This is a genomic window from Rhodococcus sp. 5A-K4, from assembly GCF_046097995.1.
GTDB classification, from domain to species: domain Bacteria; phylum Actinomycetota; class Actinomycetes; order Mycobacteriales; family Mycobacteriaceae; genus Rhodococcus_F; species Rhodococcus_F erythropolis.
In genome coordinates this window covers 55,920-74,103 of the sequence record NZ_JBJURM010000003.1, presented here as the reverse complement: position 1 = coordinate 74,103, position 18,184 = coordinate 55,920, and the positions used below count along the sequence as shown (strand labels likewise).

Sequence of the window (18,184 nt, the reverse complement as noted above, 5' to 3'; positions counted from 1 at the left end):
CGGTCAGATCAGGTTGTCCTCCACCGGCAGTCCGAACGCCGCCCGGCCGTACAGCGCCAACGCGCGCTCGGGTTCGTTGGCAACGTGAACGCTGCCCGCATGAACGTCTCGCCACGCACGCTCGATCGGGTTTCCGCGAGAGAGGGAGTTCCCGCCTGCCGTCTTGAACAGCATGTCGATCGCCTCCACCGAACGTTCCGTCGCGCGAACCTGATCACGACGCGCGCGCAGCCTCATCGAGAGCGGAAGCTCCTTGCCGGCGACAGCAAGTTCGTACATCTCCCGGATATTGCGATCCATCTGCAGAATCGCGGCATCGATCTCCGACGACGCACGCGCGACGGCAACCTGAGCGAACTGGTCCTCACTGAACCTCCCACCACCCAAGCTCAGACGGACCCGCTCACGCATCACGTCCAGGTACCCCTCGTAACAACCGGCGACGATGCCCACACACGGAGCCGCGACCGTCGAGGTGAAGATACTCCCGAACGGAAGCTTGTACAGCGGACCAGGATTGACTGCTTGGCCTGGGCCGCGAAGTTGTGCGGTCTCGTAGTTGCGCTTCAATCGGTGCTCGGGCACAAAGGCCTTGTCGACCACGATCTCGTTGCTCGCGGTGCCGCGCATCCCCACGACATCCCAGACATCTCGGATCTCGTAATCCGTACGCGGCACCAACACCGTCATGAAATCGACCGGCCGGCCGTCCATCCCGACCACCATCGCGCCCAGCAATGCCCAACTCGCGTGATCACAGCCGGAAGAGAAGCCCCACTGGCCCGACAGTTCGTAACCACCGTCCACCGCCGTCAGTCGACCGACCGGAGCGTACGCGGACGAGATGAGCGTCGTCTGATCCTCTCCCCACACGTCGGCCTGTGCCTGGTCGTCGAAAAGCGCCAGATGCCACGGGTGCACTCCCACCACCGACGCGACCCAACCGGTCGAACCACAGGCAGCGGAGATTGCCCTGACCACTTCGTAGAAGTGGACCGGGTCGCTCTCGGCGCCCCCATATCTCTTGGGCGCCAGCATGGAGAAGACGCCGGCTTCGGAAAGCTCCCGGATGGTCCGTTCGGAGATCTTGCGCGAATCGTCGACCTTCTGAGCGCGGGCCGCGATCTTCGGAAGCAGATCACGGACTGAGCTCAGAACCTTGTTGACCATGGAAGACACTCCTCGCACCGAACCGTGAGGGAGCGGATCGGCAGATAGACATAACGGCTGCCCCGTCACGATATGTCGGTCACGCGTTCCGATGATCGGAAGTCCCGGAGGTCGGGATCAGCCGCCGGATCCTCTCGCTCGCCGCTGGTCCCGGCCAGTGAGACGAGGCCCCAGCGGTAATTCACGCTCCCCTAGCGTCGGGCGTCGACACTGACCCTGGAAAGGACGGGACTCATCGTGACGATCAATCAGTCCGACAACGACGAAGTTCGCGAGATCCAAGCTGGAACCGCGCCTACTCGCTTTGCACGTGGATGGCACTGCATTGGGCTCACGGAGTCCTTCAAGGACGGCCAGCCGCACTCCATCGAGGCGTTCGGCACCAAGCTCGTCGTCTTCGCCGACAGTGAAGGCAACGTCAAGATCCTCGACGCGTACTGCCGTCACATGGGTGGCGACCTGAGCCAGGGCACCATCAAGGGCGACGCCATTGCCTGTCCGTTCCACGATTGGCGCTGGGGCGGCAACGGCAAGTGCCAGAAGATTCCCTATGCACGCCGCGTTCCCCCGCTGGCCAAGACGCGCGCATGGCAGACCCTCGACCAGGACGGCATGCTCTTCGTCTGGCACGACCCCGAGGGCAACCCGCCGACCGACGACGTAGCCATCCCCCGTATCGAAGGCGCGCTCAGCGACGAGTGGAGCGACTGGGTCTGGTACACCACGACCGTCGACACCAACTGTCGTGAAATCGTCGACAACATCGTCGACATGGCGCACTTCTTCTACGTGCACTACTCCTTCCCGACGTACTTCAAGAACGTCTTCGAAGGCCACGCCGCAACGCAGTACATGCGCGGCGTCGCTCGCTCCGATATGCGTCCCCACGCGGCAGGCACCCCGAAGATGGTGGGAAGCAACTCGGTTGCGACGTACTTCGGCCCTTCCTTCATGGTCGACGACCTGACCTACGAGTACGAGGACTACAACGTCGACTCTGTGCTCATCAACTGCCACTACCCGGTCAGCGCTGACAAGTTCGTGCTCCAGTACGGCATCATCGTCAAGAAGTCGGATCGTTTCCAGGGTGAAGCCGCCGACGCGATGGCCGCGAACTTCGGCACGTTCATCGCCAAGGGCTTCGAGCAGGACGTCGAGATCTGGAAGAACAAGACTCGCATCGAGAATCCGCTCCTGTGCGAAGAGGATGGCCCGGTCTACCAGCTCCGTCGCTGGTACGAACAGTTCTACGTCGACGTCGCGGACATTGCTCCCGAGATGACCGAGCGCTTCGAATTCGAACTCGACACCGCGCGACCCGTCGCCGCCTGGCAGAAGGAAGTCGAAGACAACCTCGCTGCGAAGAAGGCAGACGAAGATGCAGCCTCTTCAGTGCGCTGAGTGCAAGGCGCAGGTCCTGGTCCAGAAGAACAGTTGGGAACACACCACAGTTCAGTGGAGTGACCAGGCCCGCGCCCAGTGCCTCGAAATCGCCGACGACCGTGAATTCGGGCAGCGAGAGGGACGACCCGGTGCTCCTCGCAAGGAGTGCGGCGCCTTGATCGCGTCCATCGTGAACGCTGCAACGGCCGGCAAGCTTGAGATTCTCAACGACGAGCCGGTGCCTCAGCCGATCGTCGACGACAGCGAACCAGTACCCGCTCCGTTTCACTAGCCGAGCCAACATCTTTCGAAGAAGGTAGTAATGATCGATCCCCAGTACTACGGCCCGTGGGCAGTCATCGCCGGCGGTTCCGAAGGTGTCGGCGCAGGGTTCGCCGACGAGCTCAGCAAGATCGGCATCAACCTCGTTCTCATCGCCCGCAAGCCGGGGCCGCTCGAGGAGACTGCGGCCAAGGCACGCGCCAACGGCGTCGAAGTACGCACTCTCGCACTGGATCTATTGGTTCCCGACGCGCTCGACCAGATCAAGGCTGTCACCGACGACGTCGAGGTCGGCCTGCTCATCTTCAACGCCGGCGCCAACAGCTACGGCCACGAGTTCGTGACCGGTGATCTGAAGGGATTTGCCGGAGTCATCGAGCTGAACATCAACAAGCAGCTCGAACTCTCGCACCACTTCGGCGGTTTGATGAAGGATCGCGGACGAGGCGGCATCATGCTGCTCGGTTCGCTGGCCGGATTCATGGGCTCCGAGCACCAGAGCATCTACGCGGCCTCGAAAGCTTTCGGTCGCATCTTCGCCGAAAGCCTGTGGCTCGAACTTCAGCCGTACGGCGTTCACGTCGTCGAGTTCATTCTCGGTGTCACTCGCACGCCGGCCATGATTCGCGCGGGATTGAACTTCGACATCCCGGGCATGAACGTCGCAGAGCCCGAGGATGTTGCACGCGAAGGTCTCGAACACCTTGCCGACGGCCCGATCTGGGTTGCTGCAGGAAACTACGAAGGCGCCAAGAAGCGCAGCGGCTTCCCCCGAGACAAGATGGTCAAGGGCGCTGCCGAAGCGATGCGCAAGCTGCTCAACCGCTGACTTCTGCTGTGCGCCTTTATTAACCCCCCGACGTTAAGAAAGGCGCACAGCATGGGCGTCGACATCACCACTCTTCTTGCCGAACGCGAGATCACCCGCTCCATTTTCGAGTTCGCCCGAGCCATGGACGCGCGGGACTGGGATGAACTCCACCGGATCATGACTCCGGACGCTACGGCAGAACTGGGAACCGGAACTCTTCGTGGACCTGCCGAGGTAGTGGCTTCCATCCGCTCGTTCCTCGACGAGTGCGGTCCCACCCAACATCTGATCGGCAACGTGCTGGTCGAGGTGGTCGGTGATATTGCCACCAGCCGCTCCTATGTCAGCGACATGCATGTGGGCACCGGGAGCAAAGCTCACCTGAACTTCTTCACCCTCGGCGACTACCACGATTCTTGGACCCGAATCGACGGAAGGTGGCGAATGACGCACCGCACCAAGCATTCACATGCCAGTCAGGGATCCATCGAGGTTCTGGGCGCCGGCCCCAGCGGTTGGCGGAGCTGACTCAGCTCAACATCGACGAACGGCCGGTCGCGAGTGGACTCTTGCTGGTGAGTCCACCGTCGACCACCAAGGTCTGCCCCGTCATGTAGCGAGATTCGTCCGAGGCCAGGTAGAGCATGGCGTGTGCGATGTCTTCGGGCTCACCGAGGTAGGGCAGCGCGTTTGCCTGCTTCATGCCGTCGATGACATCAGCAGGGATGTTGTCCACGAGTGCGGGTGTCATGATCGCGCCCGGCGCTACGGCGTTGCACCGAACACCGTTTGCTCCGTACTGGACTGCGATGTACTGCGTCAGACGAATAACTGCCGCTTTGGCGGATCCGTAGGCAGACTGCAGGGAATCCCCGATCAATCCACCTACCGAGGCCGTGTTGACGATCGATCCTCCACCGGCACTGTTCATGTGCGGAATGGCAAGTCGTGAAGCGACGACAGTGCTGCGGACGTTGAGCGACATCACGCGATCCCACTCGTCCAGGTCCATCCGGAGCAGGTCGAGATCCTTGCGCGGATTACTACCGCCCACGTGATTGCACAAGACGTTGATGCCACCGAATTCGGCGACCGCCCTTTCGATCATCGCTGCCAGGGACTCCTCGTTCATGACATCGACGCCGAAACCCAGCGCAGTGCCGCCGGTCTCGCGGATCGCCGCCGCTGCTTCCTCCGCTCGAGCTGGATCGAGGTCGGCGACCAGCACCTTGGCGCCTTCTGCCGCCATGAGTTGTGCTGCTGCACGCCCGATTCCGCTGGCGGCGCCGGTGATCACTACATTTTTGCCATCGAGCCTGTTCATATTCATTCCCTTCGCGGGGAATCGCCGTACCCGGATCTCATGTGCCCGAAATTGACAGCTCGGCGATTACCCGATCACTACCAGTGAACGCAGGATCGACAGCCGCGTCCAACTTTCTTGAATGAACTCACAAGTACGTGACCACGGCCCGCGCACCTGCTACACCGCCGAAATCGAGTGGCGACGGAAGACTCCATTGTGCTGAAGTGGCACTATGCAGAATTCTGTTCGACCGCTGTCCATCGACGACCTCGACCGTGCCGCCGAGGTTCTCGGCGAGGCTTTTGCCGACTATCCCTGGACGAACTGGTGCGTCGCCGAAGACTCTCACATGGAACGGGTCGCCGCTCTACAACGAATCTACCTCGAACACCTGGCACTACCGTTCGGACGTTCATACATCGATGATTCAGGCAACGGCGTCATCGCAGTCCTGCCGCCCGACGCCCCGGAGCCTGATGAAGCGACTGTCGAGAAGATCGTGGAACTGCACGGAGATCGGTTCGAGCGCGTTCTCCAGGCTGACGAACAACTGTCTGCGCTTCCCGCCCTCGAGCACGCGTGGTCGTTGGCAACGATCGGTACGACACCGCATTCGCAGGGCAGTGGATTGGGCTCTGCACTACTGAAACATGCTTTGGCGGAACTGGATCGAACCGAACAGGCTTGCTGGCTCGACACGTCGACCGAACGAAATCTCCCGCTGTACCAACGGTTCGGTTTCACGATCGTCGGCCAGACCTCGCTCCCCAACGGACCGGACGTATGGCGGATGCATCGACTTCAGGGCTGATTGTTCGACTTCAGCACTCGCCGAATCATTTTCGACAACGACGCGTATTGGGTGATCGTGTTGACGGCGATCCACCTCGAGACCGGCCACGTCCGGGTCCACGAGAAAACCCCGACCGACAGCAGTTGATCGTCTTCGAGAGTTCCCACGTATCGACGCAGCGCTGCGACAGCCGCGCGCAAACGATCCCGAAGCTCTCGAACCGACGTACCTGCACTCGCCTCGACCACCGACTGGTTCAGCGCGGGTGTTTGCGTCCACTTGTAACCCGCAGCCGGCGTCTGCGGTGTCTCGTCTCGCAGTCCGGCACCTATCCACTCTACGACGGCCTCTGCCCACCAGACACGCACAGCGAGTACGTCGTGCACCGTCCACGCATCGACGGCAACGGCGTCGAACGCATCGGCCTCGGCGACGCCGTCGAGTAACGCGTCGAGTTTCGAATACGCCGAGTCCAGCGCACTCGCCAGTTCCTCACGTGACAAGGTCTGCGCCACAATGCCTCCGAACGATCAGTAGAGAAAGAAGAAGCGGGACCATCTCGACTCGATGGCCCCGCATTCAACATTAACGTCCTACGAGTTTCAGTTCAGCTCGCCCAGGAACCTTTCGAGGTTCTCGGCGATCTCCTTCGACTTGGTGTGGTGTAGGTAGTGGTCTCCGTCCAGCAAGACCAGTTCACCATGATCGACCGACGCTGCCTGTCCTTCGTGCAGCTCTGTCCAGCCCTGGACCTTGGAATTCTGTACAGCAAACAACAGAATCGGGAGATCGGCAGGGAACGTCTTGCCGATCGCCGCGGCGAAGTTGCTGGAAAGGTGATCCATTTCGTTGAGATACGTGTCGCTGAAGTTGTTCTTCGCGACCAGTCGGCTCATCTCTGCCTTCTCGGCTTCATCGAGGTAGGCATCGGTTTCCTCACTGCCACCGAGTTTCGCCAGAACGTCGGAGAAGCCCAATTTCTTTGCAACGCGGAAGACTTCGATCGGGAACTTGGTGTCCATGTTCGGCTGCCCCGGGACGCTGCTGTCGATGCCCACGAAAGCGGTGACCTCGTCGCCGTACTTCGCGGTGTAGTCCAAGGCATAAACACCTGTGATGGAGTGACCCATGAGGATGTATTCGTCAATCCCCAAGGCCTGCACAGCCTCGTGTATCTCTTCGACGATGTTCTCAGCCGTGCGGTCCTTGTCGGTTGCGTCGCTGTATCCGTAGCCGAAGGGCTCGATCGTGACAACGCGGTAGTCAGGTGCAAGCTCGTCGATGAGTGATTTGAAGTCGAGGATCGGTGCGGACGTTCCGAACCCGGGCAGCAGCACGATGGTCCGATCACCGCTGCCGCGAATCGAGTAGCTCATGTTCTTGCCGTCGACGGACACGAACTGGTTGCCCGTTTCCGCGGTCGGAACGTTCGCCTTGCTGGAGCCGACGTTGATTACGAGCGCTATCGCTACCAGCACAACCAGAACTACGGACACCGAAGCAACCACCTTCAGTGCAACGGTACGAATCTTCTTCATTCTCATCCTCATCTTCTCGGGCGTCGATACGGCTAGGAAAGGCTCGATATCGAGGCCGCACTGGTCTCGTCGAGCACACGCAACACGTTGTTGCCCATCAGCTTTGCCAAGTCCTCCGCGGACCAACCGCGTTCCGCCAGACGGTCTATCAACACCGCGAAACCGGATACGTCCTGCATACCGTCCGGAAAGTCGTCGAACCCATCGTAGTCACTTCCCAAACCGATGTGGTCGATGCCCGCGACGTCTCGGGCATGCTCGACGTGATCGGCCAGATGGTCCACCGTCATCGCCGGCCGTGGGCCGACCCGCCCGCCTTTGAACCACTCGTTGTACTCGGAAGAAAGGAACATGGGCACAAAGGCGATCATGATGACCCCGCCGTTGTCCGCGAGCAGCCTCATGACCTCGTCGGGAACATTGCGGGGGTGACCGCATAGCTGAGTGCAGGACGAATGGCTGAAGATCACCGGCGCCGACGACGTCTCGATGGCATCTCTCATCGTTTCCACCGAGACGTGCGACAGGTCGACGAGCACGCCGAGCCGGTTCATTTCGCGCACGATCTCGCGACCGAAGTCGGTCAGCCCGCCGTGTACGCGCGTGTCCGTCGCGGAGTCCGCCCACCCGGTGTTGTCGTTGTGCGTCAGAGTCATGTACCGAAGACCAAGGCGCGCCATCATTCTCAGGACGCCGAGCGAACTGCCGATGCTGTGACCGCCCTCCGCACCCAACAATGACGCGACCTTGCCCTCGCTCCAGATGCGACGCACGTCGTCACCGGTGCGCGCGAATTCGAAAGTATCCGGGTACCGCTCGATCATCCGGTACACGTAGTCGATCTGCTCGAGTGTGTACTGAACAGCCTCGGCCTCCGTCCTGTCACACGGGGTGTAAACCGACCAGAACTGCGCACCGACGCCACCGCGACCGAGTTTGTCGATGTCGGTTTGGAATATGGAATCCTTCTCCAGATTTTCCACCGAGTATGCGGCAGTTTCGCGAGCCGTCCATGCCAGATCGTTGTGACCGTCGATGACCGGCGCAAGGCCGTAAGCATCCAGTGCCGCTGGGTGATTCACGTCCGGAAAGGGAGCGAGAGGTTTCAACATGAGTTTTCCTCGAGAAAGTAGTGCGGGCAGGTCGAGGGCCCTCATCGCCCTCGACCTGCCCGAGATTTCATTCAGCGGAGAGAATCATCTCGCCGCGGCTAGCCGGAAATCTTCTTGAAAAGCCGTGTCATGTACAGATATTCCTCGCCATCGATCGTGAGGTGAGCCATCTCGCCAGAAGCGCTCTCGTTACTGATCGAGAACCGGGAAGCAGACAGAGGCACGACCTTGGTGGGCGGGGCCGGCGGCTCGCCGTCGATCTCGACCTTGGCGAAGTTCTGAACCTGGAATCCGCCGTCGTCGCCACGCGTGAGTTCGATTCGAACGGTTGTCGATTCATAGGTCCCGAGAATGTGAGACAGATCGATGTCTGCTGCATCCGGTTCGGACTTCGGCTCCGGCAGAACGAGATCGAGTTCCTTAGCGATCTCCTTCTCGATGTCGTGAGCCAGGGCGCCGCCACCACGCGAGTTGGTGACAACTGCCATGGCCAGGCCGAGCTCGGGGAAGGTGTGAAAACGAGTGATCTGGCCGATCGTCGCACCACCGTGCTGCGCGGACGTCACACCGCCCCAGTCGGACAGGATCCAGCCGAGCCCCCAGGCCTGATCGACGCTCGAAACCGCGGTCAGGTCGAACTGTGGGGTGCGCATCAGACGCGCGGATTCTTCGGACAGGATGCGTTCACCCGTCAACGCGAGGCCGTCACGCATGTGTGCAGCACCGAAGGTCAGAAGCGAGCTGACGGATCCGGTGATGATCCCGGCCGGACCGATACCGCGCGGAAGCAGCCACTGCTTGGTCGGAACCACCTTGTCCGGCGACGTCCGATCCGGGTTCGCCACATGACCGACGGCGGTGCGGAACAGCGGGGCATCCTTGGCCTTGGTGATGATGTGCGTCAATCCGAGTGGCTTCCAGAGGTATTCGACCAACGCCTCGTCCCACGTCATCTCACGAAGAACCTCGACGATACGGCCGGCAACGGCGAAACCTGCATTGCTGTAACTCAGATGCCCGCCGGGCTCGGTGACGCTGATCGCGGTCGCGAGTTCGTCGACGTACTTCTCGACGCAGTCGTCGCCGTCGCCGGTGTCGTTGAACAGGTCTCCGTCGATACCGCTTGTGTGCGTGAGCAACTGGCGGATCGTGATTTCCTTCGTGTTGGAAGGATCCGCGATCGTGAACTCCGGAAGCACCTCCACCACCAGGGTGTCCAGCGTCAGCTTGCCCTCGTCGACGAGCTGCATGATCAGAGTCGTCGTCCAGATCTTGCTCGCGGATCCGTACTGGAACAGGGTGTCGGCGTCGACGTCGACACGCGTGTTCAGGCTCGTCACTCCGGTGGTGATGACACGGATATCCGCTGCACCGTCTTCGCCCAGCGCGATCACACCGACCTGCGCGCCAGGTACCGAATGCTTGGCTGCCAGTTCGTCGAGGCGTTCCTGCCACTTCGGGGCGACAAGTAGGTCCTTGGGCAAGTCGGTCACAGGTCGAACTCCTTCGATCATGGAAGCCAGTGGCGTAGACAGCGTTGCTGCGATCCGCTCAGGTCTCACTCGTCGGGAAGTGAGGTTGCGGAAGCAATAACCGTCCACCCATGATCTCAGTGTGCTCGCAGTCACGTCCTGGTCGATTGCACCGAACTCGACCCCGAAAATGGTGCGATCGGACGAGCCTGCGTTCAGGACTCGCCACTCGAAACGATCAGCGCTCGAAGGTTCCTTCCAAGCGATTGCGTGAACCGGGGTGGATCAAGCGCGCCGCACTGACCAACCCGTTGGCCGACCAGGTGCGGCGGCGAATCAGCAGACACGGTTCCCCTCGATCGATGCGGAGCAGCTCGCATTCGTCCGGGCTACCTAACACTGCTTCCACGACATGCTCGCCGCGAACCAGAGGCGCAACGTCACTCAAGTAGTTGTTGGGGGTGATCGCGGTGAAGTCCTGGCGCAGATAGTCGGGCGCCTCGTTCGGATTCACGAACCGGTCTTCCACCTGAATCGGGGTTTCGTCCTCGAAGTGCACCATCAGCGAATGGAACACCCGTTTGCCCACCGATTCACGAAGGAACGTCTGCCCGTGGTCGGTTTCTTCCTCACGAACGAAGACGACCTCGGTTCGATGACGGTGGCCGCGGCGCTGAATCTCGTCGGCGATGTTCTTTACTTCGAACAGCGGGGACGCGGTCTTCGTGGCGGCGACAAAAGTACCGACCCCCATCATCCGCACGATCAGACCGTCGCTGGTGAGTTCACGAAGCGCTCGGTTGATCGTCATACGTGACAACCCAAGTGCACTGACCAGTTGATTTTCCGAAGGCAGCTGATCGCCTTCGGTCCACCGACCCGAATTGATCTGCGAGACCACGAGGTTCTTCACCCGTTCGTAGGCAGGGGCGGACTCGCCGCCTGCCTCGTTGAACAGCACGGCGAGTTCTGCGTCCACTTCAGCAATCGCCATCGCCACCACCCGTTCGTCGAAAACCACCGAGTCGGTTCTCCCGTTCGGCCTTCGAAGTCTATCCGGCTCGCGCACCTTTCCGATCAATCCGCGGGCGTCCGCGCCGGGCCTAGCCCACCATGCGCCGCAATTGGCTCGTCGCAACCGAAAGCGCAGCAAGATCGTGTTGCCCCGATGCCTCGATCTCGGCGAGCGCGAGAGTCGACCTCTCGATTCTCGACGCATTCCTTTCTTCCCACCTGGAGAGTTTTTCCGCTGTCGAGTCACCCGCTTCCGCGTCGGCCAAGACGTCGAGGGTCAAGGCCCGCACCGTCGAGTACAACTCGTCCCGCAGCGACAACCTCGCCAATGCGTTCCATTTTCCGTCCTTGCTCAATGCCGACACTCGATTGAGCATCGGGACGAGCCCAACATGCTCACCGAGCCGGAAGTAGAGTTCACCGGTCTCCGAGATTGCGCGATCGGCGAGGTCAGCGATCTCCACCACATCGAGCAGTCCGAACTGATCGAGCAATATCTCCACTCGCCTGACCAGGTTCTCCGGCGCGCCCTTGTCCGTGATGAGGACCGTTCGCGCAGCCAGGTTCCGCTGATCTGCGCCTACCAGCCAGTCATCGAGCTCGGTCGACGCCTCCGCGATGCGATCACCGAATCTGCTGATCTCGGCCCCGACGGCCAGCGGTTGCGGCCGACGCGTCAGCATCCACCGTGACGCCCGGTCGAGCAGTCGCCTGGTGAGCAGGATCAACTCGTCGGATACGGCGGTCGAGATCGAGGCTTTGCTGATGTCGTGCCACAACTTCCACAGTCCGAACACCTCGGAAACCACGGTGAAGGCACGTACCGCGTCTTCCGGATCAGCGCCGACCTCTTCACCGAGCCGATACGCATAGGTGATGCCGCCCCGATCGATGACGTTGTTCGTCAGCACGGTCGCGACGATCTCGCGCCGCAGTGGGTGCCGGTCGAGGGCGTCGCCCCCTGCATCTCGAACGCCCTCCGGAAAGTAGTTCACCAGCGCCTTGCGGTAGATCTGGTTGTCGATCGAGCTTCCAGCCAACAGCGTGGATTTCAGATCGAGTTTGACGTGGGCCATCAGTGTGGCGAGTTCCGGCGACGTCAGCCCCGTTCCCGTCTTCTCGGCCGCGGCGAACTGCTTCTTGGTCGGAAACCCTTCGATGACGCGGTCGACGATTCCGCGAGATTCGAGGTTCGAAATCACTCTGCCGTGCACGCCGATCATTGCCCCCGCATCCGCACGCGTGGTGCCCATCAGTTCGTTCTGTGAACGGTTGTCTGCAAGAACGAGTTCGGCGACCTGATCGGTCAACGATTCGAGCAGTGCGTCGCGATGTGAGTCCGCGACGACGCCTGAGCTGATCAGGGAGTCGAGAAGGATCTTGATGTTCACCTCGTGATCGGAGCAATCGACTCCCGCGGAATTGTCGAGGGCGTCTGTATTGATCCGTCCGCCGATACGCGCGTATTCGATTCGTCCTGCTTGGGTGAGGCCGAGGTTGCCTCCTTCACCGATCACACGTGCACGCACTTCGTTGCCGCTCACCCGAACCGCGTCATTACTCTTGTCGCCGACTTCGAGGTCGGACTCACCGGAGGCCTTGACGTACGTTCCGATGCCGCCGTTCCACAAGAGATCTGCCGGGGACCGCAGAATCGCCCGAACCAGTTGCGGTGGAGTCAGTTCGGTGACGTCGGCGTCGAGACCCAGTGCCTGTCGCATCTCGTCACTGATCGGAACGCGCTTCGCCGAGCGTTCCCACACTCCGCCACCCGCACTGATCAAGGTCGGGTCGTAGTCGGCCCACGACGATCGTGGGAGCGAGAAGAGACGTGATCGCTCGTCGTACGAGCGCTCAGGTGACGGGTTCGGGTCGACGAACACGTGCCGATGATCGAACGCCGCGATGAGACGAATGTGCTTGCTGCACAACATACCGTTGCCGAAGACGTCACCACTCATGTCTCCGATCCCCACCGCGGTGAAGTCGTCGTGCTGGGTATCGACGCCCAATTCCCGGAAGTGCCGCTTGACACTCTCCCAGGCACCCTTCGCCGTGATACCCATGGCTTTGTGGTCGTAGCCGACCGATCCGCCGGATGCGAAGGCGTCGCCGAGCCAGAATCCGTACTGCGCGGCAACGTCGTTCGCGATGTCGGAGAACTTTGCAGTGCCCTTGTCCGCGGCGACAACAAGATAAGTGTCGTCCCCGTCGTGGCGAACGACCCTTCGCGCCGCGACAACGGCGCCGCTCTGTTTGTCGACGTTGTCGGTCAGATCGAGTAGTCCGCGAATGAAGGATCGGTAGCACTCGATCCCGGCCGCCAACGTGGCTTCTCGGTCCGCGTCTACACCCTGTCCTGGAACCGGCGGGCGTTTGACGACAAATCCGCCCTTCGCACCGACAGGCACGATGACCGCGTTCTTGACTGCCTGCGCCTTCACCAATCCCAGGACCTCGGTGCGGAAGTCCTCTTTCCGATCCGACCAGCGCAAGCCGCCGCGGGCAACCGTACCGAAGCGAAGGTGCACACCTGCTACATCGGGTGAGTACACGAATATCTCGAACTTCGGTCGAGGGAAGGGCAGTACGGACAGCTTCTCCGAATCGAACTTCAACGAGAGTGCGCCGAGCGATTCGGTGCCATAAACGAAGTAGTTGGTACGCAACGTGTTACGGACCAGCTCGGACAACGCGCGCAGGATCCGATCGGCGTCGAGTCCTTGCACTTGTGCCACGGCTGTTTCCACCTCCGCTGCTGCACGCGCACCTCGATCTCCGTCTACGACGTCGGGATCGAAACGACTCTCGAACAATTCGCACAGACCGGCGGCGATCTCGGGATGATCGGCAAGTACCTCGGCGACGCGACTGGTGCTGTACGGAAATCCTGCTTGCTGCAAGAACTCCGCGTATGCCCGCAGCACCACTACTTGTTTCCAACCGAGTCCGGCGATCGCGACAAGTTCGTTGAACGAGTCCGGCTCGGCGGAGCCGTTTCGAACCGCGGCAAACGTCGCCGCGAACCGCGCGGCAAAGTTGTCGAAGCCTTCGACCGGCGCACTCGGATAGTCGAGCGTGAACTCGTAGATCCAGGACTGTTCCGAGCCTGCCGAGACGAGCTCGTACGGACGCTCGTCGACCACGTCGACCCCCAGGCTCTGCAATACGGGCAGCACCTCGCCCAGCGAGAGCGGGTCACCCGATACGTACAGCCCGAGTCGGTGAGTACCGGGTCCGTCGACAGATCGGGCCAACCGTGGGCTCACCTCTCCGAGTTCGAGGCCGTCGAATACCGCCATGTCCTCGGCGGCGCGGACGGCGTCGAAATCCTGCTTGTATGCCACCGGAACTTGCTCGGCGAACTGAGCACGCCTGCGCTGCTCATCGTAGTGCGAAGCATCCAGAACGAATCGCTCGTCCCACGTCAGGCACGCGTCGACGACGAGATCCCGAATCTCCCGCGCTTGTCGCGCCGATGCGAAGTTCGCGCCGCCGCCGACTGTGGCCGTGAAATGCACGACGGCCAAGGGAGATTCCGATACTCGACTGGAGAACTCTATGGTGCGGGCACCGAGCGCCTCGGCGAGTACCGACTCGGCCGTTGTTCTGATCGTCGTACTGAATTTCTCGCGCGGAACGAACAGCAAAGCCGACAGCTCCTGGTCTTGCCCCGTCGTCGGAGAGCATCCCACGGGTTGCAGGAACAGATGGAACGACGTGCGGCCGTCCACAGAAGTGAGTTCGTCCAGTGCGTCCGCAATTCGGGCCGGGTCGGCGGCAAAGAGGACTGTGATCGGAATCGACTGAATCACCGCCAGCATCGATTGTCCGACAAACGAATCCACGGTGGATCCGGAGGCGTCGAAGATGTCTGCGACGCGCCCTCGCACGAGGGGGGTCCGCCTGACGTCTGCGACAAGTCCGGTCGAGGTGAAGGACCCGATGAATCGGTATTCACGGTCACCGACTGACACGTCGATCTCTGTGGCGTATGCGGATCCACCGAACCCTTGCCCGAGGTACACCACTCCGATCGCGAGGGGCACCGCCTTCGAATCCGAAAAGCCGGTTGGATCGGGGAGCACGCCGAGGGTGTACGGCTCGTGCCTGTCGATTGTTCGCGCACCGCCGACGACACTGAAGTTTCCGGCACTGCACCACTGGAGGAAGTCAGCTTCTTCGGCGTGACCGCCCGAGGCCAGTTGCCCGCGCGCCTCGTCGACGAGATCCCGCAGGGGCGAGGTATCGCGGAAGGCACGCGCGATACGGTCGAGGATTCCGGCGACGTCATCAGCGATCACCTGCGCCTGCGCGTCCGAACAATGTGCGGGTAGTCCTATGTGGATCCATGATTCGGCACGCTCCCCGACCCGGGTGTCTTCAGTGCTGTGCGCCGGTTGCACGACTGTGCGAAGCACTGGGTGCACCACGAATTCCGGCTCCATGCGCGCGCGGGCAAGTGTCGCCAGAACCGCTTCGACGAGCTGCGGCATGTCGTCGCCGACGTATTGAATTGCCGGCCCGTCCCCCAGCTCCCCGGCCGGCGCGAGTCTCGAGATCGACGAGTTGTGTCCCCGTCGGCGCGAAAGATCCATGTGCGCGGCGACCATCGCAAGCTTGCGGTCTTCGGCGAGCGCCGCGTATCGATCAGCCGACAAGCCCTCGAAATACCTACTGCACACCCTCCTCACATTCTCGGAGTCCGGTGTCGTGTCGACTGAAACGAGGCTCATGTCAGCACCTTCCGCCGAAAGCCACGCTGCTTCCGACTTGTAGTGGGTTCGATCCGCGATCAACTTGTCTATACAGGTTTAGACAAGTTGATCATTGCAGAACGTGAGCCGCGACACAACAGCTCCACCCCTGGACAAATTCGCCACCCTCAGCCATAGTCAGTCGTGCCAACTAGTGGCAATTAGATTCCATTAGATGAAATTCGTGAACTACCTCGCTTCGAAGGAGCCCCCCGTGACCACCCAGACCGCGCACGACATCGACAGCGTTGATCTCGCTGAGTTCCGCAGCACCGTCCGAGCCTTCGCCAACGCCGAGATCCAACCCGGAGCAGCCGCACGCGACGAATCCAAAGAGTTCCCGGCGCAGCTGGTCAAGCGCCTCGGACAGCAGGACCTCATGGGCATTTCCGTGCCGGAGGAATTCGGCGGTCTGGGCCTGTCGACACGAACCCAACTTGTCGCCATCGAAGAAGTTGCACGCACCGACGCCGCACTGGCATCGATTTACACCGCGCACTACCTGGGCCTCGAGCCGATTCTCGTCGGCGGTTCCGAAGAGCAGAAGCACCGCTGGTTGCCCCAGCTCGCGTCGGGCGAACTGCTGGCCGGATTTGCACTCACCGAACCCGACGCCGGCTCCGACATCGCCTCGATGCGTACCGTCGCTCGACGCGAGGACGACGGCTGGCATCTCTCCGGATCCAAGACGTACATCTCCAACGCGAAGGAAGCCGACCTTGTCGTGCTCTTCGCCAAGACGGACCCGAGCGCAGGATTCCGCGGCATCACCGCCTTCGTCGTCCCCAAGGGCACTCCGGGAATCAGTTACTCGGAGCCGCAGGACAAGATGGGAATTCGTTCGGCTCCGACATACACCGTCTACCTCGACGATGTCGTGCTGCCGCTCGACTCGGTGATCGGCACCGAAGGTCGCGGCGGCAACATCGCCTTGACCGCACTGAACCGTGCGCGCATCGACGTGGCGGCAATGGCGAACGGCATCGCTTTGCGCGCTTGGGAACTGGGACGTGAGTACGCCACCGAGCGAAAGCAGTTCGGCACGCCTATCTTCGACTTCCAGGCAATTCAGCTCCTCCTCGGTGGCTGCGACGCGCAACTGGTCGCATCACGTGTCACCGCAGACTGGGCCGCCGACGTCAAGGACGCCGGTCAGGACATCCGCCGCGCCGCATCGATTTCGAAGTACGTCGCCACCGAGGCCTGCTTCTCGATCGTCGATCAAACCGTGCAGATCCACGGTGGCGCGGGATTCATGCGCGAATCGGAAATCGAACGCCTGTACCGCGATTGCCGCATTCTCCGCATCTTCGAGGGCACCTCACAGATCCAATTGCTCACCATTGCCGGCAACGCTCCGTCGCCGCGTTCCACCGATTTCTGAAAGGCACGGACATGTCTGCACTTCCACCACTCGACGGCATCCGGGTCATCGACCTCTCGCGCGTCCTCGCCGGACCCTACTGCACCGCAATGCTTTCCGACGCCGGCGCGGACGTCGTCAAGATCGAATCCGAACACGGTGAAGACTCGAGGCACCTCGGCCCGTTCCGCGACGGCGAGAGCATCTACTTCAACGTGCTCAATCGTGGCAAGCGTTCGGTGGCACTCAACCTCAAGAACGACGAGGACCGTGAGGCGCTGCTGACGCTCATCGAGACCGCCGACGTCGTCGTCGAAAACTTTCGCCCGGGCGTCACCAAGCGCCTGGGAATCGACTACGAGGCTGCGCGGGCTCGCAATCCGCGGATCGTGTACGCGTCCATCTCCGGTTTCGGACAGGACGGGCCCATGTCCGGCGCCGCCGCCTACGACCTTGTAGTCCAGGCTCTTTCGGGAATCATGAGCATCACCGGTTCGGAAGAATCCGGGCCGACACGGTTGGGTGAGTCGTTCGGAGACCTGGTCGCCGGGCTGTTCGCTGCCTGGGGAATCAGTACCGCCCTGCTGAGTGCACGGGCGACCGGACTCGGGCAGCACCTTGACGTCGCGATGTTCGACAGCATGCTCGCCATGCTGCCGACAGCACACAGCCAACTGCAATCCACCGGGCTCACTCCCCCACGCGTCGGTAACCGTCATCCGGTGTCAACACCGTTCGACACCTACAAGGCCGACGACGGTCTCTTTGTCCTCGCAGTTGCCAGCCAATCCGGCTTCGAGAAATTGGCGCAGACGATGAATCGCATCGACCTGATCGCAGATCCTCGATTTGCCGACGACACCGCCCGGACCGAGAACGAGCCGGCACTGCGCAAGGAGATCGAAAACTGGGCTGCCGGAAAGACCGTCGCCGACGTGGTCGGCATTCTCGGCGACGCGGGCCTCGCCGGCTCGGAGATCTGGGACGTCCAGCAGGCACTCACCTCCGCACAGGCCGAGTATCGCGGAGTCGTCGAATCGTTCGAGCACCCGGTAGCAGGAAAGATCTCCTACGTACGACAACCCGTCGTGTTCGGTGAGAGCCAACGCCCCGATGTCCGCCGCAGCCCCCTGCTGGACGAGCACCACGGTGAGGTACTGCCGGGCTCGCGATAGATTCAGCG

At 61.5% G+C, this 18,184-nt stretch carries 15 protein-coding genes; 7 read left to right on the top strand and 8 right to left on the bottom strand.

The features are described from left to right. Nucleotides 1-3 precede the first annotated feature (3 nt). The gene (gene hsaA, locus ACKAMS_RS04965; RefSeq protein WP_020970820.1) at nucleotides 4-1,170 is read right to left on the bottom strand and encodes a 3-hydroxy-9,10-secoandrosta-1,3,5(10)-triene-9,17-dione monooxygenase oxygenase subunit; all 1,167 of its coding nucleotides are present in this window, start codon (nucleotides 1,168-1,170) and stop codon (nucleotides 4-6) included. Between the two features lie 237 nt (nucleotides 1,171-1,407). Here hsaA and ACKAMS_RS04960 point away from each other — a divergent pair, with 237 nt between their 5' ends. The 4 genes from ACKAMS_RS04960 to ACKAMS_RS04945 are packed head-to-tail and all read left to right on the top strand — an operon-like array spanning nucleotide 1,408 to nucleotide 4,174. Then, complete coding sequence (locus tag ACKAMS_RS04960) at nucleotides 1,408-2,571, top strand: Rieske 2Fe-2S domain-containing protein (protein ID WP_019745333.1); 1,164 nt, start codon at nucleotides 1,408-1,410, stop codon at nucleotides 2,569-2,571. After that, complete coding sequence (locus ACKAMS_RS04955; RefSeq protein WP_019745334.1) at nucleotides 2,549-2,845, top strand: hypothetical protein; 297 nt, start codon at nucleotides 2,549-2,551, stop codon at nucleotides 2,843-2,845. The genes ACKAMS_RS04960 and ACKAMS_RS04955 overlap by 23 nt, the downstream gene beginning before the upstream one ends. Nucleotides 2,846-2,875: 30 nt before the next feature. Next, nucleotides 2,876-3,664 (top strand): SDR family oxidoreductase, encoded by a 789-nt coding sequence (locus ACKAMS_RS04950; protein WP_020970821.1) that lies wholly within the window; start codon nucleotides 2,876-2,878, stop codon nucleotides 3,662-3,664. A gap of 51 nt (nucleotides 3,665-3,715) precedes the next feature. Next, the gene (locus tag ACKAMS_RS04945) at nucleotides 3,716-4,174 is read left to right on the top strand and encodes a nuclear transport factor 2 family protein (RefSeq protein WP_408988685.1); all 459 of its coding nucleotides are present in this window, start codon (nucleotides 3,716-3,718) and stop codon (nucleotides 4,172-4,174) included. A 1-nt stretch (nucleotide 4,175) separates the two neighbouring features. On the opposite strand, the gene ACKAMS_RS04940 is transcribed toward ACKAMS_RS04945, so the two are convergent. Continuing rightward, nucleotides 4,176-4,970, bottom strand: coding sequence for an SDR family NAD(P)-dependent oxidoreductase (locus ACKAMS_RS04940; protein ID WP_283384122.1), 795 nt, complete (start codon nucleotides 4,968-4,970; stop codon nucleotides 4,176-4,178). A gap of 214 nt (nucleotides 4,971-5,184) precedes the next feature. Between ACKAMS_RS04940 and ACKAMS_RS04935 the strand changes: the two genes are divergently transcribed. Next, on the top strand, nucleotides 5,185-5,763 hold the full coding sequence (locus ACKAMS_RS04935; protein ID WP_408988684.1) for a GNAT family N-acetyltransferase: 579 nt from the start codon (nucleotides 5,185-5,187) through the stop codon (nucleotides 5,761-5,763). Here the strand turns inward: ACKAMS_RS04935 and ACKAMS_RS04930 are convergent. The 6 genes from ACKAMS_RS04930 to ACKAMS_RS04905 all read right to left on the bottom strand — a co-directional run bounded on the left by ACKAMS_RS04930 (nucleotide 5,754) and on the right by ACKAMS_RS04905 (nucleotide 15,617). Next, nucleotides 5,754-6,260, bottom strand: a complete 507-nt coding sequence (locus ACKAMS_RS04930) for a ClbS/DfsB family four-helix bundle protein (RefSeq protein ID WP_019745339.1) — start codon at nucleotides 6,258-6,260, stop codon at nucleotides 5,754-5,756. The genes ACKAMS_RS04935 and ACKAMS_RS04930 overlap by 10 nt on opposite strands. An 87-nt stretch (nucleotides 6,261-6,347) precedes the next feature. Beyond that, complete coding sequence (locus ACKAMS_RS04925) at nucleotides 6,348-7,283, bottom strand: alpha/beta fold hydrolase (protein ID WP_019745340.1); 936 nt, start codon at nucleotides 7,281-7,283, stop codon at nucleotides 6,348-6,350. Between the two features lie 32 nt (nucleotides 7,284-7,315). After that, nucleotides 7,316-8,395, bottom strand: a complete 1,080-nt coding sequence (locus ACKAMS_RS04920; protein ID WP_019745341.1) for a dipeptidase — start codon at nucleotides 8,393-8,395, stop codon at nucleotides 7,316-7,318. A gap of 98 nt (nucleotides 8,396-8,493) precedes the next feature. Then, on the bottom strand, nucleotides 8,494-9,888 hold the full coding sequence (locus tag ACKAMS_RS04915) for a serine hydrolase (RefSeq protein ID WP_021331962.1): 1,395 nt from the start codon (nucleotides 9,886-9,888) through the stop codon (nucleotides 8,494-8,496). A gap of 217 nt (nucleotides 9,889-10,105) precedes the next feature. After that, nucleotides 10,106-10,861 (bottom strand): histidine utilization repressor, encoded by a 756-nt coding sequence (gene hutC / locus ACKAMS_RS04910; RefSeq protein WP_024487384.1) that lies wholly within the window; start codon nucleotides 10,859-10,861, stop codon nucleotides 10,106-10,108. A 109-nt stretch (nucleotides 10,862-10,970) separates the two neighbouring features. Next, nucleotides 10,971-15,617 (bottom strand): NAD-glutamate dehydrogenase, encoded by a 4,647-nt coding sequence (locus ACKAMS_RS04905; protein WP_408988683.1) that lies wholly within the window; start codon nucleotides 15,615-15,617, stop codon nucleotides 10,971-10,973. A gap of 235 nt (nucleotides 15,618-15,852) precedes the next feature. Between ACKAMS_RS04905 and ACKAMS_RS04900 the strand changes: the two genes are divergently transcribed. Together ACKAMS_RS04900 and ACKAMS_RS04895 are read left to right on the top strand one after the other, a co-directional pair. Continuing rightward, nucleotides 15,853-17,022 carry an acyl-CoA dehydrogenase family protein gene (locus ACKAMS_RS04900; protein WP_019745344.1) on the top strand — a complete coding sequence of 390 codons (1,170 nt, stop codon included), beginning with the start codon at nucleotides 15,853-15,855 and terminating at the stop codon, nucleotides 17,020-17,022. Between the two features lie 11 nt (nucleotides 17,023-17,033). After that, nucleotides 17,034-18,176, top strand: coding sequence for a CaiB/BaiF CoA transferase family protein (locus ACKAMS_RS04895; RefSeq protein ID WP_408988682.1), 1,143 nt, complete (start codon nucleotides 17,034-17,036; stop codon nucleotides 18,174-18,176). The last annotated feature ends 8 nt before the right edge of the window (nucleotides 18,177-18,184 follow it).

Excerpts from the sequence above, each read along its gene's own strand:
- ACKAMS_RS04945 (WP_408988685.1), top strand. The coding sequence starts at position 3,716 with ATGGGCGTCGACATCACCACTCTTCTTGCCGAACGCGAGATCACCCGC.
- ACKAMS_RS04935 (WP_408988684.1), top strand. The coding sequence starts at position 5,185 with ATGCAGAATTCTGTTCGACCGCTGTCCATCGACGACCTCGACCGTGCC.
- ACKAMS_RS04955 (WP_019745334.1), top strand. The coding sequence starts at position 2,549 with ATGCAGCCTCTTCAGTGCGCTGAGTGCAAGGCGCAGGTCCTGGTCCAG.
- ACKAMS_RS04920 (WP_019745341.1), bottom strand. The coding sequence starts at position 8,395 with ATGTTGAAACCTCTCGCTCCCTTTCCGGACGTGAATCACCCAGCGGCA.
- ACKAMS_RS04940 (WP_283384122.1), bottom strand. The coding sequence starts at position 4,970 with ATGAACAGGCTCGATGGCAAAAATGTAGTGATCACCGGCGCCGCCAGC.
- hsaA (WP_020970820.1), bottom strand. The coding sequence starts at position 1,170 with ATGGTCAACAAGGTTCTGAGCTCAGTCCGTGATCTGCTTCCGAAGATC.
- hutC (WP_024487384.1), bottom strand. The coding sequence starts at position 10,861 with ATGGCGATTGCTGAAGTGGACGCAGAACTCGCCGTGCTGTTCAACGAG.
- ACKAMS_RS04925 (WP_019745340.1), bottom strand. The coding sequence starts at position 7,283 with ATGAAGAAGATTCGTACCGTTGCACTGAAGGTGGTTGCTTCGGTGTCC.
- ACKAMS_RS04905 (WP_408988683.1), bottom strand. The coding sequence starts at position 15,617 with ATGAGCCTCGTTTCAGTCGACACGACACCGGACTCCGAGAATGTGAGG.
- ACKAMS_RS04895 (WP_408988682.1), top strand. The coding sequence starts at position 17,034 with ATGTCTGCACTTCCACCACTCGACGGCATCCGGGTCATCGACCTCTCG.
- ACKAMS_RS04950 (WP_020970821.1), top strand. The coding sequence starts at position 2,876 with ATGATCGATCCCCAGTACTACGGCCCGTGGGCAGTCATCGCCGGCGGT.